Genomic DNA, 15,114 nt, shown 5'->3' on the forward strand with positions numbered 1-15,114 from the left:
CGCTTTTCCCCTTGACAGGTCCCGGGGGGCGTCGGGGGGGACGGTTGGAGCCCTCCCTACGGGAGTTTGAAGTCCCCCCCGACCCGTACTTTGCATACTTTCGTACGGGACCGAAAGTATGGGCCCGCACGGCCTGAGTGCAAGGTAAATAAATAGAAATATTTTGGGTTAAGGGGCACTTGGCCCCAAGAAGAATTAAGAAGAATAAAATAGAAGGATTAAGGCCGTGTAGCGCGATAGACGCTTTGCGTCCCCGTGCGGCCTGAGCACAAACTGAAAATAAGAAATAATTTGGGTTAAGAGACACTTTGCCCCAAAGAAAAATGGGCTCAGCGCGAAAATTCGATTGCTTTGGTCATATTCAGTTATATTACTATAAAAAAATACTATTTGTAAAGCTGGTACAACATGGAACTGACGGAAAAAACACTGGAACAAGATTATCTTTACCGCGGTAAAATTCTGGATTTACACGTCGATCAGGCGGAGCTGATCAACGGGCGGATCGTTAAGCGGGAATGCGTCGACCACCGGGGCGGCGTCAGCGTCGCGGTCCTGACGGAGCAGAACGAAATGCTGTTCGTCCGCCAGTACCGGTACCCATACCATGAAGTTGTGCTGGAGGCCCCGGCCGGCAAATTGGAAGAGGGCGAAGATCCGTTTAAAGCCGCGAAGCGCGAACAGCGCGAGGAGACCGGAACAACCGGAAAAAATTACCTCGACCTGGGCAGGCTGTACCCGTCCCCCGGCTATACGAACGAAATCATTTACCTTTACGCCTGCCGCGTGGAATCCTGCGGGGAGCTTGACCTGGACGAGGGCGAGTTTCTGGAGGTCGAGAAAATTTCGCTGGAGCAGGCGGAACAAATGGTCATGACCGGCGAAATCGTGGACGCGAAAACACAGGCCCTTATTTTAAAAGCGGCCCGGCTCGTCAGAGAGAAAAAGTTATAATACTATTTGCTATTATTAAGATGATTATTACAAATAGTTTTAGAACGGGCGACAAGAAAAAAGACGGGGAAAGGTTTTCCTCGTCTTTTCCTGCGGTTTTAAAAAGTATTCAACATTTTTTCCTGAAGCGGTTGAAAATTTCCCGCCATGCGCTTGAACGGGCCTGCCGGTCCGGTCCCCTTGATTCGATTTTTGAGGAGGAGTACGGATGGATCCTTTGCAAGAAAAAAAGACGCACGACGATGACCTGATTCGGTCGGTCGCGTACTATGCGTCTTTTCAGCCTTTTGTCGGTTTGTGTTCGTCCGTGATCAGCGGGTTTTTCCTGTTTTTCAAGGGCGAGCCGTGGTCCCTGGCCATGCTGCTTTCCGTCGCGATTCCATTTTTAGGATTTACCGCTATTTATGCCGTAATCGCGCTTTATATGAAAATAAAACACGGCAGAATGGTTCCGTTTGTCAATCGGAAAGTCAGGATTCCGACGATCGTGATCCTGATCGCCTTGGTATGCTTTCAAATCGCAAACAGTGTGATATGAAAGCGCGGAGGGGAACCCGCCGCTTTTTTCAGTCGATTTGATTCATGACAAGGCCGGTGATCAGCTTCGGGTAAAAATAGGTGGATTTCTGGGGCATCTTCTCCCCCGCCGCGGCAACGTCGCGGATTTCCTGCACGCGGGTCGGGTTTAAAAGGAACGCGCACTGGCTTTCCCCGGTTTGCACGGAAGCGATGGCTTCCTCCATCGAGCGGGTGTAGACCAGATTCTTCTGGTTTGCCATGTTTTCCCGGTCGATGCCGAGCAGGCGCTCCAAAATCAGCGAATGAAGCACGGAAACGTCCAGTCCGCGGTACGCTTCGCTTTTCTCCGGCAGCAGCTGCGCCATGACGGCTTCGTCCTTCAGAACCAGAAGAGTCCACTCTTCCCCGCCGCAGTAGCAGGCAAAAGCCTTTTTCCCCTGCCGGTACAGCGCGTCAAGATTCGCTGAGATTTCACCGACCGCCGAATGTACGGTGACTTCAAAATAGGATTCGCAGGCTTTCATCAGCTTTTCGCCGCTGAATTCCGGCAGGCCGCGGACCATGCGGTGAGTCGGGAACACGACCAGCCCGTCGTTTTCCATGTCGACCAGCATCATCATCACGTAGTCTTCCCCGCCCGTCGCTTTTCCCTGCTCGCGCAGGCTGTTGCGGTAGTTCAGCGCGGTTTCATAGCGGTGATGCCCGTCCGCAATATAGAGCCTGCGGCTTTCGAAGTCCTCGCCGATTGCCCGGATGGCGACGGGGTCGTTGACCAGCCACATCCGGTGGGTCACGCCGCTGCCGTCGCGGAACTCATAGCGCGGCTCCCCGGAGGAAAGCGCGTCGATCCGGCTGCGGGTGATGTGGCTTTCGTCGTTGTAAAGCGAGTAAATCTGGCTGAAATTGCAGCCGGTCGCGTTCATCAGGTGAAAACGGTCCTCTTTCGCCTTGGAAAGGGTTTCCTCGTGCGGAAGGATGATTCCTTTCGAAAATTCCTCCAGCTTCACAAGGCAGATCAATCCTTTTACCTTTTTCGTCTGCCCGTACGCCGTGAATTCCTCTTCGTAAAGGTACAGCCCCGGGTCGGTGTCCCTGCGAAGAATCCCGCCGTCCAGCCAGCTTTTCAGGGTCCGTCCCGCTTCGGCGTAAGGATTTTCCCCTTCCCTCGGCAGTTCGAGCCGGATGACGTTGCAGGGGTTTTCCAGAAGCAGCGCCCGGCGTTCCTCCTCGCTGATGATGTCGTAGGGGGGGCAGGTCAGGGTCGGGATGTCTCCCGCTTTGTCCGTGAAACGAAGTGCGCGAAAGGGTTTGATTTCAGCCATAATGATTCGATTCTCCTTTTATTCGGTGCGGTTTAAAAAACAGGGAAGCGCCCCGGCGCGGGGAGCGTCGGCCGGCCCCGGGCGGAGCGGGCGCAAACCGGCCTTACGGATGTTCTTATTATACCGGAACGCTGATTTGATGTCAAAGCCGGAATGTTTATAAAATAATTCGGAATAATTTAAAAAATGTTTACATTTTTCTAATTTGATATTGCTAGAATGAAACAGTACGCTTGATATGATGCAACAGGAGGGACAAAAATGATTGAGGTTAAAAACCTCACCAAACGGTACGGGGAGAACGTTGCCCTGAACAACATCAGTTTTACCGTCGGGGAGAATACCATCATCGGTTTTCTGGGACCGAACGGCGCCGGAAAGTCGACGACCATGAATATCATCACCGGGTATCTTTCCGCCAGTTCCGGTTCCGTCAAGGTCGGCGGATTCGACACGCTGGACCAGCCGAACGAGGCGAAGCGCATGATCGGCTACCTGCCGGAGTTGCCGCCGCTTTACATGGACATGACGGTAAAGGAATACCTGAACTTTGTCTATGAACTGAAGAAAGTGACGCTGCCGCGTGAAAAGCACATCCGTGAAATCTGCGCTCTGGTAAAAATACTGGACGTCAGCCGCCGGCTGATCGGCAACCTGTCGAAAGGCTACCGGCAGCGCGTCGGCCTTGCCCAGGCTCTCATTGGGAACCCTCCTGTCTTAATACTGGACGAGCCGACCGTCGGCCTCGACCCCAAGCAGATCATCGAGGTCAGAAACCTGATTAAAGGTCTCGGAAAAAATCACACCGTCATTTTAAGCTCGCATATCCTGCCGGAAATTCAGGCGGTCGCGGACCGCATTCTGGTCGTGAACCGGGGCAGTCTGGTCGCGGACGGAACCCCGTTCGAGCTGGAACACAGCATGTCTGCGGAACACCACCTTTCGGTACGGATGGAAGGCGCCGCGGAGGAAGTCGAAAAGGCCCTGCGCGGCCTGAGATTTGTGCAGGGCGTGCGGAACTTCGGCGAAAAGGAACCGGGCGTGTGGGAATACGAAATCTCGGTGACGGAAGGCGAAGATCTTCGCAGGCCCTTGTTCTCGCTCGCGTCGAAACGGAACTGGCCGGTTCTTTCCATGACAAGCTCGGACCTGTCGCTGGAGGACGTGTTCCTCCGTCTGACCGGCTCGGCTTATTTACAGGATAATCTGACGAAAGGCGGGGACGCACAGTGAACGCGATTGCAAAAAAGGAACTGAAATCCTATTTTCTTTCCCCCATCGGTTATGTTTTCGTAGGGGTCGTCCTGCTTCTGTTCGGTTATTATTTCTATCAGGTGATCCGAATCGGCTCATCCTCCTATGTGCCGGAGGTTTACGGCACCATGTTCATCTGGAGCATGATGTTCCTGCCGATTCTGACGATGCGCAGCTTCAGCGACGAAATGAAAAACCACACGGACCAGGGGCTTCTGACCGCTCCGGTCGGGGTCGGCTCCATTGTGTTCGGCAAGTTTCTGGCGGCGTTTCTCGTTTTTGCCATCACGATGGTCCTGAGCCTGATTCCGGTTGTGATCATCTCGTTCTTTTCCTCCTCCCTTGGGTGGGGAACCGTGTTCGGGACCGTGTTCGGTTCGCTTCTGTACGGCGCGGCCATGGTATCCATCGGGGTTTTTATTTCTTCCCTGACGCAGAGCCAGATTGTCGCGGCGATCGCGACGTTCGGCGTTTCAATCCTGCTTCTGGTCATCAACCAGATGAGCGGCCTGGTTACGAACACGTTCTTTTCCAGCCTGCTTTCCTGGATTTCGTTTGACACAAGGTACCAGCCGTTTACCAAGGGGATTTTTAATCTTTCCAGTATCGTGTTCTTTCTCAGCGTTGTGGCGGTCTTTGTTTTCCTGACCGCGCGCAAGCTGGAAAGCAAGAGATGGGGCTAAGGGGGATGAATGAAATGAATCAGGAAAAAGACCCGCGCACCGGCGCAGCCGTTCCGGAGGAAGAAATCCCCGAAGAAAAGGCCGCCGGGACGCAACAGGCCGAGGCTGAAAATCAGCAGGAGTCCCCCGCCGAAACGGATACCCTGGACGCCGGGCAGAATCCGGAGCCGGAAGAGAAAAAAGAGGATTCCCAAAAGACCGAAAAAGAGAAAAAGGGCGGGAACAAGCCCAAAAAAGATCATTCCGAGTTTTTCAAAAGCAGCAAATTCCGCCACGGTTCGATTTCAACCGCGTTCACCGCGGGCTTTATCGTCGTGGTGGTTCTGGTGAACCTTCTGGTCGGAATCGTCGGCGAACGTTTTCCGTCCGTCAATCTGGATTTGACGAAGACGGGTTCGAACTCCCTTTCTTCCGAAGGCATGAAAGTGGTCGACAAGGTGAGCCTTGCGACAACCATCACTGTCTGTGCGACCAAACAGCAGGTGGAAGGCGACCAGATTTACGCGGACCAGGGGCTGAAATACAGCCAGGTAGGCAGTCTCCTCGCGAAAATGGCGGAGCGCAACCCGAAAATTCAGGTGCAGTACATCGATCTTGACAAGAACCCGACCTTTGCTGCCGAATACCAGAGCGACAGCCTGACCGCCGGCGACGTGGTCGTCAAGACCGACAAGCGGCACCGCGTGCTGACGTATTCCGATCTGTTCAACATCCAGTACTCTCAGGATTATTCCTCCTCTCAGGTGTATTCGAACGTGGAGGGCGCTCTGGTTTCCGCGCTGAACGCGGTTACCTCCGAAAAGCTGCCGACTGTGGCGTTCGACACCGGCCACGCCGAACAGCAGGACATGACCGGCTACCAAAAGCTGCTGAACAACAACAGCTTTGAAACCAAGAGTTTTAATCTTCTGACGGACGCGATTCCGGACAACACACAGATGATCGTCCTCGGCCTGCCGACCCGCGACTACACGGACGCCGAGATTAAAAAGCTTTCCGATTTCCTCGGCAGCAAGACTCTTGCGGGCGACCGTTCGCTGATGGTGACATTCTCGCCGAGCCAGGCGTCCATGCCGAAGCTCGCCACCTTTATGGAAGAGTGGGGCATTCAGGTGCCGCAGGCGGTCGTTGTGGAATCGGACCAGTCGAAATTTATTTCAAACAATCCTTCGGATATTCTCTCCGATATTCAGAGCAATCTGCAGATTAAAAAGACCAGCGACGGCAGCGCGCCGGATTACGGCTATTTCGTCACGCCGCAGGCCAGCCCGATCAAGCTTCTGTTTGAAACCAAGGGTGACAAACACACCTATTCGCTCGCGAAAAGCTCCGATTCCTGCTACCTGGTGGACAACAGCACCAAATCGACGGACAATCTGCCGAAGCAGGCCAGCAACACCGCCGCCCTTTCGCAGGAAACGGTGAAAAACGGGGATAAGGACTACAACGCCAACGTGATCGCGATCGGAAGTTCCTTGCTGTTTACGGACGGAGTCATCAATTCCAGCGCGTTCGGCAACGGAACCTATATGGTGGACCTTGCGAAATACGCGACCGGAACGGCCGATTCCTCAAGCGAGGTACAGCTTTCCACACAGCCGCTGAACGCGACGGATATCACGATGACGTCTCAGGTCAGCACGTTCCTCGGCCTCGGCGTGTTCATTCTCCTGATCCCGCTGATCGTCGCGGTTCTCGGAATCTTGGTATACAATAAGAGGAGGCATCTGTAAGAATGAGGAGCAACATCAGGAACTTGATTATTGTTGCGGTGTGCATCGCCGTTCTCGGCGGAGCGCTGCTGACGCTGAAACTGACCGGCAACGATCAGGCGGCCTCCTCGTCCGTCTCCTCCTCGGCCAGCATTGAGCTGGTTTCAAAAAAGAGCGAAGATGTTGTTTCCATGAACGTGGTGAATCAAAAGGGCAGCTATACGCTGGTCCCGGTGAAAACCCCGGCGGCTTCTTCTCAGGCTTCCTCCGGCTCCTCCTCAGCAGCGTCAAGCGGGACCGAACCGACTTATACCGTGAAAGAGCTCGGCGGCTGCCCGATCAACACCTCCTCTACGGAATCCGTCGTAAAAAACGGGTTCAGTTTGGTTGCCAGCAAGAATCTGGGCACCGTCAGCGATCTGGAGGAATACGGCCTGAAAAATCCGCAGGCGACCGTCAAGGTTCAGTTCAGGGACGGCAGCAGCTATGATTATAAAATCGGCCGCGCCTCCGCGACGGATTCCGCCTCCTATTATATGTGCGGGCTGGATTCAGACAATGTCTATATCGTCTCGGTCGACCAGGGGCTGCTGGAAAGCCCGACTTATTTTGTCAGCACCAATATTCTGGCTATTAATAATACCGCAGCGTCGTCGGCGTCGGGGGCGAGTGAGAACAACTTTACAAAAATCACTCTGAGCGGATCAAACTATCCGAAGCCGATCACGTTTTCGGTATATAAAACCAGCCTGAAAATCTCTTCCCCGGCCAACTACACGGCGGATTCGAGCAAGCTTGACAGTCTGAAAACCGACCTTGCCACCCTGACGGCGGATTCGGTGGAAGCGGTCAACCCGGACGCGGACGCGCTGAAAAAATACGGGTTCGACAACCCGACGGCGGTGGCGAAGTACACGGTCAACGGCGCCGATTATACCCTTACCGCCGGCGCCAAGGACGGGGCCGACTGCTATGTGATGCTCGGCGGGGTCAACGTGATCTATAAGGTCGCTTCAACCAGCATTCAGTCGTGGGCGCTGGGGAACCTGTTTGATCTGCGCGACAAACAGCTTGTGGGCGCGAATATTGAGTCGGTCAAATCCATCACGGTTGACGCGGGGTCGGGCGAAAATGTGCTGAACGTTGCAAGAACCAAGGACGAAAAGCAGTCCACCGAAGACAAGGCCTATTACAATTACAAGGTGACGGGCAACGGCGGAAAAGCGCTCGATTATGATACAAACTTCCGCAACTTCTTTGTAAGACTCGTAAACATCAATATTCTTGAAAACGCGGAGGGGAAACCCTCCGGGCAGCCGGTTCTGACCGTTAAGTTCCAGTATTATGACGGCGCGGCGGCGGATACCTTTGAGTTTTACAAAAGCGGCGACCGCCGTTACACAGCCGTTGTGAACGGCCAGGTGTTCGGCATTGTCACGCAGGACGACATGGATTCGGTCACGACCGGAATTACCGCGCTGGAAAGCGGCAAGGCGGTGTCCTGACGGACAAGAACAAATACAAAGTAAGGGGCGACTCGCCATTTCAGGCATGCCGCCCCTTTTGCTGTGTACGCTTGAAAAGCCGCCGGTCCGGTGCTGCAATCAGAAACAGAATCCGTAAGGAAAAGAATGTGGTTTCAAAAAAGGCCGTCTGCTGCCAGTCGTGATCGGCTGCGCGTTTGCCGCGGCAAACGGGTGTTTCCCGTGGAACAAAATCAAATGGCAGGCGGATTCGGGCGAGGCGGTCGCGGAGGCACGGACGTGAAGCGCCGGGCGGTTCTTTCAATCAAATTCTGGAGGTTTTGTCGTGAGTTTATCATTTCATCTGTCTTCACTTTATGTCTGCGTAAAGGATATGGAACGGGCAATCCGTTTTTATGAAACCCTGCTGGGGCAAAAGGTTACGAAAAAAGATCCGGTTTACAGTGTGTTTGGCATCGACGGCTTTCGCTACGGGTTGTTCGCCCATGAAAAGAGGATGGAACCCCATCAGTGGGGAAACAGCTGTTTGCCCAGTCTGGCGGTGAACAGGATGGATTCGGCGTTGCAAAGACTGGAAGAGCTGAATTCTGAAATCGTGTTTCCCCTGACGGTGATCGGAAACAATCAGGTTCTGGAATTTCTGGACAGCGAGGGAAATCAGGTTGAGCTTACCTGTTCCCTAAAATAAAAAGCCGGCTCCCCTGACAGGGACGCCGGCCTGGAAAAAAATTCTTTGGGCGTTTTCACACCGAAGGGCTGCTATACAGTTTCATCCAAACAGTCGAACATATGCAGCATCCACTCCGGCGGGTCGACAAGGTCGGTGGTAAATTCACCGGCAAAATAGGGATTGTCGTTTGGATCAAGACCGTATCTGCTGCCGAATATATTAATAATATGATCAAACATCTGCTCAGGATCGTCATACGATTGTATCGACCAGGGATCCATTTTTTCTCCTCCGCTTTTCCCGGTGAACATTGAAGAAATTTGGTCCATGACGCCGCTGATGGTGCTTTCAAATTGATTCAGCGCGTCTATCATCTGGCTGCCGGTCATATCGGAAATTCCCTGCAGGCCGAGCTCTTCCGGGGTAACGGCGGAATAAATTTTGGTCAGCGCCTGATAAGTCCACCGGTTTGCTTTTTGCTGCGTGTAGCCGGATCCTTTTGTTAGCAGCAGTGTTGGATTAGTTAGGGCTGTTGAGAGGCTGTTCGCTTGGTCTGTAATATAGGCGCGAATAACTCTTATACATTCCTTGTTTTTTCTTTGGAATTCGGCTGAATGGGAAGAATCCTGCGCAAGCTGTTCCCGCTGCTGCAAAGCAAGCACGGCGCTTTTTAGGGTTTCCGCGTCGTTTTCTTTGTAGCCAAGCCACAGGTAAGCGTCTGAAAGGTCAAGCGCAATGTAATCGTTATAACTGATATATCCGTTTCCTCCCGCTCCGTACAGCCCGTCGCTGTGCTGCACCTCCACTTTTGCAACGGTCGGCTTTACCGTGTTTTTCGCGGTTGGTATTCGGTCCATGACCTCTTGTTTTTGCTGGGCCGTCATCGTGCTCCAGCTTTGCCCGGGCTGCAGGTAAGGGGTAAAAAGACTGCTGATGTCGTGTGAAATAATCATGATTCAGGCTCCAATCCATTCGATGAAAGTTTTGGCATTCGCCTCTATATTTCCTTATCGGACAATTTCATCAAATTTTCATAATTCTTTTCAAATATTTACAAATTGTTCATAATTAGTGCTCGGCAAAGCCCTGCTTTACCGGCTGCTCATCGCGAAAGTTTTTTTGGACTCCCGGCACAGCCGGGAGTTTTCAGGTTGCAACAATAAAAAGCCGGCTCCCTTGACAGGGACGCCGGCTGATGTTATACTGTAAGGACACATAAAAACAGCATTTTATTAAACTACTACATATATACCATAACACAAATCAAACGGATTGTCAATACTTTTTTAAAAAAAGGGGAAATAATTGTGGATTTTCAGCTTTCGTCCCTGCTGAAGCCGTCCGCGCTGGCCGATGCCGATACGGCGCGTGAACTGCTTGCGCTGAACGAGGAAACGCAGGAGTATGGATTGGAATTGACGCAGGAGGACGCGCTGGCGCTGGCCGAAACGCGGCGGATCGCGCTGGAGGCGAGCGGGCGCGTGGAATTCGGCGCCCCCGTGATTGAAAAAATCATCCGGACGTTCAGCCGGTCCCGCTATTTGTACCAATATGATTACGCCCCGGCGCTGCACGAACTGCTCGAAGCGTTTTTTCAGCTGAAAAACGAGACTGAGGACCGCTTTTCGGACGACGACCTAATCGACTTTTTGTTTGACTGCTTTGAATACCGTTACCGCGGCTCGCTGGAAATGTTCCGGGGACGTGAAATCGAGCGGCTGCGCGGGATTTTGCTGTTCGGCGCGGAGGACGGGGAAAACGAAGACGGGGAGGAACCGGATGATGAATGAATCCGTCCCGGCCCGCGCCGGGCTGAGCGCGGAGGAATCGAAGAGGTTCCAAAAAGAAATGCTGTGGGCGCTTTCGGAGCAGCTTGGGCGGTACACCGCCGGGGAAAGCAGCTCCGTTTTATCGGAAACCGCCGAAAAGGTTCTGGAATCCATGCTGTACTGCGTTTCCGTCGAGCTTTCCGCAAGGCCGGACCCCGCCGCCGCGCTGCGTGAAATTCCGGCGGCGGAATTGTTTCGCCGGGGAGCCGAGCGGGTCAAGAGCATGACGGAGGATTTGAAGCTTCTCTACCGTCAGGTGCTGAACACAAGAATTCCCACCGACCTGATCGCGTACAACGAAACGCTGGACGGGGCGATTCCGGGTTTTTTCAAAACCTACGACCCGGAATACGCCGCGCATGAAAACGGAGCGCTGACCGGATTCCCGGACTATCCCCTGCTGAATGACGATCAGAGCCGCGGCGGTATTCTGTATATGAAAAACTACATGGAAGAGCTTCTTCGTGAAAACCGGTTTTGCACGCGATATAAAAAAAATTATATCCGGGCCGTCCTGCTGCTGCATGGGCGGAGCTGTCACCTTGATTACCGGGAACTGATCGTCAATATCCCGGAGCTGATCCTGGAGCGGGAAGGCGCGCCGAAGCCGTACCGTCTGCCGGAGGACGCGGTTTAGTTTGCGATAAACAGTTTTGCGCCGGTATCCGTGTGGGAACGATGCGGGTTAGCAAAAGTCCAGCATCGGCCGTTCCGCATTTCAATACGGAAACTGGAAACACAATTATCATGTAATGAAAAAACGGAAAGCATGTAAAAATGCTTTCCGTTTTGTAATATATTAGATATATTTTACAATTAGTAATTATTCGCTTTGCGCTCAAAGAACGACTGCGGATGTTTGCAGGCAGGGCAAACCTTCGGCGCGGTTTTCCCGACATAGACGTAACCGCAGTTGCGGCAGACCCAAACGGTCTCTTCCCCGCACTGGAACACAAGGTTGTCTTTTACGTTGCCGGTCAGCTTCGCGTAGCGTTCCTCATGGGTCTTTTCAATGCCGGCCACCAGGCGCATGGTTGCGGCAATCTCTTTGAATCCTTCCTCTTCGGCGGTTTTCGCCATGTTTTCATACATATCGGTCCACTCATAGTGTTCCCCGGCAGCCGCGTCCAGAAGATTTTCCGCGGTGGTCTTGATTCCGCCGCCGGAAAGATATTTAAACCAGAGCTTCGCATGCTCTTTTTCATTGTTTGCCGTTTCCTCAAAAATAGAGGCGATTTGCTCGTAGCCTTCCTTTTTCGCCTGCGATGCATAGTAGGTGTACTTGTTTCTTGCCTTCGATTCACCCGCGAATGCGTCCATCAGATTTTGTTCCGTTTTGCTTCCCTTTAATTCCATGTTAATTTCCTCCTTTAGCCGTATCTGATTTCTTTCTGTGATGTTATTATAGCACAGGATGCGCGGAAGTCAATACAATAATAGGAATTATTATTAATTATTTTTTCTTTTGCTGACCGTTCCATATCCGGAGAGCAGGCAAAGGAGAAACAGAAATACCAGGCGAAGCCAATCCATGCCGTTCCAGAAGCCCCCGCCGCAGATAAGCTCCGGGCTGAGGTTGTACTCATCCGCAAAGATCCCCTGGTTCCAGAACAGTGAGAGAGAAATCAAGAGGGAACAGAAGCTGATCACGAAGAGGACGAGGAACAGCCACTTGGATTTCATGTGGAGGAACCTCCTTCTTCATCCGGCGGCTCGGAAAACCACTGCCGCAGCAGGCGAACGTATTCCCCGCAGTGCGCGATGCTGAGTTCCCCGTGGCGCATGCCTTTCGAAATGATCAGGCGGCTGCCGGGAATCTCTTTTTTCAACAGGCCCGCCGAAAGCTTCATCTCCGCGGATTCCCCGGAGCCGACCAGAATCAGCACCCTCGCTCCGGTGTCCTTCAGGGAGATCGGGAGATGGAAATCTCCGTTGCTTTTCAGGATGTGAATCAGGGAATTCAGGGTCAATTCTTGTGTGTCGCGGAAGTACGGTTCAAACAGCTCGTCGGGCAGGGAAAGCGCTTTTGCCTGAAGTTTGGCGAAGAAACGGAAGCGGATCAGCCCGTACGAAAGCCGGATCAGGAGTTCCGGAACGGTTCCGCCCCGGTCGTGGCCGGGCTGGACCAGCACGCTTTCCAGTACGGCGAAATCGGCGATGTCCCTGCGCTCGGCGAGCGCCTCCGCCGCGATCTGCCCGCCGAGCGACAGTCCGCACAAAGCGAACACGCGGCCGCCGCAGGCGCGGTCGATGAATCGGATCAGCTTTTCGGCGGAATCCCTTATGCTGAGAAAATCCGTGCCGCCGTCTTCGCCGTGCCCGTCGATGATCGGCATGACGACGCGGTATTCGTCCGTGAGCAGACGGGCCGCGCCTTCGACCGACCACCACGAAAGTCCGCCGCCGTGGAGCAGGATGACAACCGGATGCTCCGGTTGTCCCAATTCCTTGAATTTCATCTGCAAGGCCCTCCTTCTGGATATTAAAACTTTATTTAGTCTTGGGGCAAGGCGCCCCTTAACCTTAATTTTTTCTGATTTTCTCTTTGTCCTCAGTCCGGGCGGGGACGCAAAGCGGCTTTTGCAGCCGCAGCGAAGAAATCTAATTCTTATTTGGGGCTGATTGCCCCTTAACCCTAATTATTTCTATTGATTTACCTTGTCCTCAGGCCGGACGGGCCCCTACTTTCGTAATCAAACGAAAGTAGGCAAAGGTTGAGTAGGGGGGAGCAGCGTGACGCTGCATCCAAAGTGGCGGTATGAGGAGCGGCGAGAGAAAGCAAAGCCAAACACGATTCTTCAGCCGTGGACGCCGTAGGCGAGTAAGGGCCGGATGGCCTCCCCCCTACACCCCCGGCACCTGTCAAAGGGAAAAGCGATGTTCTTAAAGCGTCGTGCTTCTCATTGACGACGGGGGCTCCGGAGTGAAAGCCACTGCGTTATGATTGGGAACGGATGGATGCATTTTTCGTTTACACCATTCTACACGATTTTGCACACTAAGTATAGAGATAAAACACGCGCTTCGGCCATGATAGGGTGATACCGACGGGCATATCACAGAGGGAGGAAAATTCCTGTTTCCTTTATGTGCGCGTTGGTGTAAACTGTAATATGTTGGAAACCGCGGAGGGCTTCAAAATGGTAATAATCCCCGACCCTGCATGGCATACGAATGATTCTGCCTTAAATCAGTTTTTAACGGAGGCGGCCATGTTGACTGGGTGCGGCATACAATCGGAACGACTTGTGTGGAATCAAGTGACGGAGGTAACATATGAAAAAGCTTAGTCTGTTTCTCATGTTAATCGGGTTTGGCGTTCCCTTATTCTTCACCGGCTGCTCTCATTTGTCCGTCCCCGCAGAGAAATCCGTCGATCTGGACGCAATTCTTACTTCGCTGAGGAACGACAAGGAAGTAAAGGACTATGTCTGCTCTCACAATTCAAAGGAAATCGCTGTTATTTATTCAAAGGACGAACAGGAGTCTTTCGCCGTCATATCGACTCAAACGGGCCGGAAAACGATCATTAAGGACAATGATCTGACCGGGTCTGTAAATCTCTATTCACCGGAATGGTCCTATGACGATGCCTATCTCTCTGTGAATGAAGGATGCTGCGTGATGCATGGGACCTATGTCATTGACGTATCCACTCAAAAAAGGTGCTACGAGTTTGGAAACACCGCAATGGTCTGGGCTACAAACCAAAATCGCGTCATTTATGAAGACGTAGACGAATCGGTAACGCCTGTATTGGAGACCGAGCTGTCGGGCTCTTGCGAGCTCATGTGCTATAACGCCGAGACGAAGCAGAAAACAAAGATCGTTCCTCCCAGTCCAAAATATGGTTATCGTCCGATTTCTTTCGATGGAACAGGAAACAGACTGACTTACGAACGAACCGATCTTCAGAGTGACGAGCAATATATATTAACCCTTAACATTCCGCTTGATCATCAAACGTCCTCGTCTTCCTGAAATTCTTTCATACATTCATAAAAGAGGGTAGGGACGTCCGGCCCGTTCGTGCTGCGCGGCCTTAATCCTTCTATATTTATTCTTCTCATTCTTCTTGGGGCAAAGTGCCCCTTAACCACATAATTTCTTCTTATTTTTACACTGTCCTCAGGCCGGACAGGCCCCTACTTTCGTCCTCAAACGAAAGTAGGCAAAGGTTGATTAGGGGGGAGCAGCGTGACGCTGCATCCAAAGTGTCGGTATGAAGAGCGACGTGAGAAAGCAAAGCCAAACACGATTCTTCAGCCGTGGACGCCGTAGGCGAGTAAGGGCCAGATGGCCTCCCCTCCCGACGCCCCCCGGCACCTGTCAAGGGGAAAGGCAATGTTCTTAAAGCATTCTGCTTCTCATTGACGACGGGGGCTCCGGAGAGAAAGCCACTGTTCTATATTTAGGAATACTGTAATCATTGGCATGCCTTGACTCAAGCCGTCGATATTCCAATCTCGCTCATCTTTGGAAAAGTTAACTTTAATAACTTTCAATTTCCTGTGTGCTTCCATAATGAGCACGTAGGGAAAGAATGGGAACGTCAATGAAAAGCACTGTGTTTTTAAGAACAGTTCCGTGTTGTATGACGGTAGTCGGGGGTGTAGGGGGGACGGTTGGAGCTTTCTCTATGGGAGTTTGAAGTCCCCCCTACTCAACCTTTGCCTACTTTCGTTTG

15 protein-coding genes are annotated in these 15,114 nt (G+C 52.6%); 10 read left to right on the forward strand and 5 right to left on the reverse strand.

Annotated elements, in window-relative coordinates:
- Positions 1-408 precede the first annotated feature (408 nt).
- Together ACLQ3M_RS14795 and ACLQ3M_RS14800 are read left to right on the forward strand one after the other, a co-directional pair.
- Positions 409-954: an NUDIX hydrolase gene (locus ACLQ3M_RS14795; protein WP_411678463.1), complete on the forward strand. Its 546-nt coding sequence runs from the start codon at positions 409-411 to the stop codon at positions 952-954.
- Positions 955-1,162: 208 nt separating this feature from the next.
- Entirely contained in the window at positions 1,163-1,492 is a 330-nt protein-coding gene (locus tag ACLQ3M_RS14800; protein WP_411678464.1) for a hypothetical protein, read from the forward strand.
- 28 nt (positions 1,493-1,520) lie between these two features.
- Here ACLQ3M_RS14800 and ACLQ3M_RS14805 read toward each other — a convergent pair whose 3' ends face one another.
- Positions 1,521-2,795: a DUF1015 domain-containing protein gene (locus tag ACLQ3M_RS14805; RefSeq protein ID WP_411678465.1), complete on the reverse strand. Its 1,275-nt coding sequence runs from the start codon at positions 2,793-2,795 to the stop codon at positions 1,521-1,523.
- Between the two features lie 261 nt (positions 2,796-3,056).
- Here ACLQ3M_RS14805 and ACLQ3M_RS14810 point away from each other — a divergent pair, with 261 nt between their 5' ends.
- From ACLQ3M_RS14810 to ACLQ3M_RS14830, 5 genes are all read left to right on the forward strand, one after another.
- A complete protein-coding gene (locus ACLQ3M_RS14810) occupies positions 3,057-4,028 on the forward strand; it encodes an ABC transporter ATP-binding protein (protein WP_411678466.1) in 972 nt (323 codons plus the stop codon).
- Complete coding sequence (locus ACLQ3M_RS14815) at positions 4,025-4,732, forward strand: ABC transporter permease (RefSeq protein WP_411678467.1); 708 nt, start codon at positions 4,025-4,027, stop codon at positions 4,730-4,732. Before ACLQ3M_RS14810 ends, ACLQ3M_RS14815 begins: the two co-directional genes overlap by 4 nt.
- Positions 4,733-4,746: 14 nt before the next feature.
- Entirely contained in the window at positions 4,747-6,465 is a 1,719-nt protein-coding gene (locus ACLQ3M_RS14820) for a Gldg family protein (protein ID WP_411678468.1), read from the forward strand.
- A 2-nt stretch (positions 6,466-6,467) separates the two neighbouring features.
- Positions 6,468-7,949, forward strand: a complete 1,482-nt coding sequence (locus ACLQ3M_RS14825) for a DUF4340 domain-containing protein (RefSeq protein WP_411678469.1) — start codon at positions 6,468-6,470, stop codon at positions 7,947-7,949.
- A 304-nt stretch (positions 7,950-8,253) separates the two neighbouring features.
- Positions 8,254-8,616 (forward strand): VOC family protein, encoded by a 363-nt coding sequence (locus ACLQ3M_RS14830; RefSeq protein ID WP_411678470.1) that lies wholly within the window; start codon positions 8,254-8,256, stop codon positions 8,614-8,616.
- 71 nt (positions 8,617-8,687) lie between these two features.
- Here ACLQ3M_RS14830 and ACLQ3M_RS14835 read toward each other — a convergent pair whose 3' ends face one another.
- Positions 8,688-9,551: a hypothetical protein gene (locus tag ACLQ3M_RS14835; RefSeq protein ID WP_411678471.1), complete on the reverse strand. Its 864-nt coding sequence runs from the start codon at positions 9,549-9,551 to the stop codon at positions 8,688-8,690.
- 354 nt (positions 9,552-9,905) lie between these two features.
- Here ACLQ3M_RS14835 and ACLQ3M_RS14840 point away from each other — a divergent pair, with 354 nt between their 5' ends.
- Both ACLQ3M_RS14840 and ACLQ3M_RS14845 read left to right on the forward strand, forming a co-directional pair.
- The gene (locus ACLQ3M_RS14840) at positions 9,906-10,388 is read left to right on the forward strand and encodes a DUF6323 family protein (RefSeq protein WP_411678473.1); all 483 of its coding nucleotides are present in this window, start codon (positions 9,906-9,908) and stop codon (positions 10,386-10,388) included.
- Positions 10,378-11,064: a DUF6179 domain-containing protein gene (locus tag ACLQ3M_RS14845; protein ID WP_411678474.1), complete on the forward strand. Its 687-nt coding sequence runs from the start codon at positions 10,378-10,380 to the stop codon at positions 11,062-11,064. Before ACLQ3M_RS14840 ends, ACLQ3M_RS14845 begins: the two co-directional genes overlap by 11 nt.
- A gap of 179 nt (positions 11,065-11,243) precedes the next feature.
- Here the strand turns inward: ACLQ3M_RS14845 and rbr are convergent, their stop codons facing one another.
- The 3 genes from rbr to ACLQ3M_RS14860 form a co-directional block, all read right to left on the reverse strand.
- Complete coding sequence (gene rbr, locus ACLQ3M_RS14850; protein WP_411678475.1) at positions 11,244-11,783, reverse strand: rubrerythrin; 540 nt, start codon at positions 11,781-11,783, stop codon at positions 11,244-11,246.
- Positions 11,784-11,876: 93 nt separating this feature from the next.
- Positions 11,877-12,110 carry a hypothetical protein gene (locus ACLQ3M_RS14855; RefSeq protein WP_411678476.1) on the reverse strand — a complete coding sequence of 78 codons (234 nt, stop codon included), beginning with the start codon at positions 12,108-12,110 and terminating at the stop codon, positions 11,877-11,879.
- Complete coding sequence (locus tag ACLQ3M_RS14860; RefSeq protein WP_411678477.1) at positions 12,107-12,886, reverse strand: alpha/beta fold hydrolase; 780 nt, start codon at positions 12,884-12,886, stop codon at positions 12,107-12,109. The genes ACLQ3M_RS14855 and ACLQ3M_RS14860 overlap by 4 nt, the downstream gene beginning before the upstream one ends.
- Positions 12,887-13,703: 817 nt before the next feature.
- On the opposite strand from ACLQ3M_RS14860, the gene ACLQ3M_RS14865 reads away from it, so the two are divergent.
- Complete coding sequence (locus ACLQ3M_RS14865) at positions 13,704-14,408, forward strand: hypothetical protein (RefSeq protein ID WP_411678478.1); 705 nt, start codon at positions 13,704-13,706, stop codon at positions 14,406-14,408.
- Positions 14,409-15,114: the final 706 nt, after the last annotated feature.

This window comes from Caproicibacter sp., from assembly GCF_046707225.1.
Classification (GTDB): Bacteria; Bacillota; Clostridia; order Oscillospirales; family Acutalibacteraceae; genus Caproicibacter.

Bases quoted from the DNA above. Each gene is read 5' to 3' on its own strand.
- ACLQ3M_RS14860 (WP_411678477.1), bottom strand. From the start codon at position 12,886: ATGAAATTCAAGGAATTGGGACAACCGGAGCATCCGGTTGTCATCCTG.
- ACLQ3M_RS14805 (WP_411678465.1), bottom strand. From the start codon at position 2,795: ATGGCTGAAATCAAACCCTTTCGCGCACTTCGTTTCACGGACAAAGCG.
- ACLQ3M_RS14825 (WP_411678469.1), top strand. From the start codon at position 6,468: ATGAGGAGCAACATCAGGAACTTGATTATTGTTGCGGTGTGCATCGCC.
- ACLQ3M_RS14820 (WP_411678468.1), top strand. From the start codon at position 4,747: ATGAATCAGGAAAAAGACCCGCGCACCGGCGCAGCCGTTCCGGAGGAA.
- ACLQ3M_RS14865 (WP_411678478.1), top strand. From the start codon at position 13,704: ATGAAAAAGCTTAGTCTGTTTCTCATGTTAATCGGGTTTGGCGTTCCC.
- ACLQ3M_RS14800 (WP_411678464.1), top strand. From the start codon at position 1,163: ATGGATCCTTTGCAAGAAAAAAAGACGCACGACGATGACCTGATTCGG.
- ACLQ3M_RS14845 (WP_411678474.1), top strand. From the start codon at position 10,378: ATGATGAATGAATCCGTCCCGGCCCGCGCCGGGCTGAGCGCGGAGGAA.
- ACLQ3M_RS14810 (WP_411678466.1), top strand. From the start codon at position 3,057: ATGATTGAGGTTAAAAACCTCACCAAACGGTACGGGGAGAACGTTGCC.
- rbr (WP_411678475.1), bottom strand. From the start codon at position 11,783: ATGGAATTAAAGGGAAGCAAAACGGAACAAAATCTGATGGACGCATTC.
- ACLQ3M_RS14835 (WP_411678471.1), bottom strand. From the start codon at position 9,551: ATGATTATTTCACACGACATCAGCAGTCTTTTTACCCCTTACCTGCAG.
- ACLQ3M_RS14855 (WP_411678476.1), bottom strand. From the start codon at position 12,110: ATGAAATCCAAGTGGCTGTTCCTCGTCCTCTTCGTGATCAGCTTCTGT.
- ACLQ3M_RS14795 (WP_411678463.1), top strand. From the start codon at position 409: ATGGAACTGACGGAAAAAACACTGGAACAAGATTATCTTTACCGCGGT.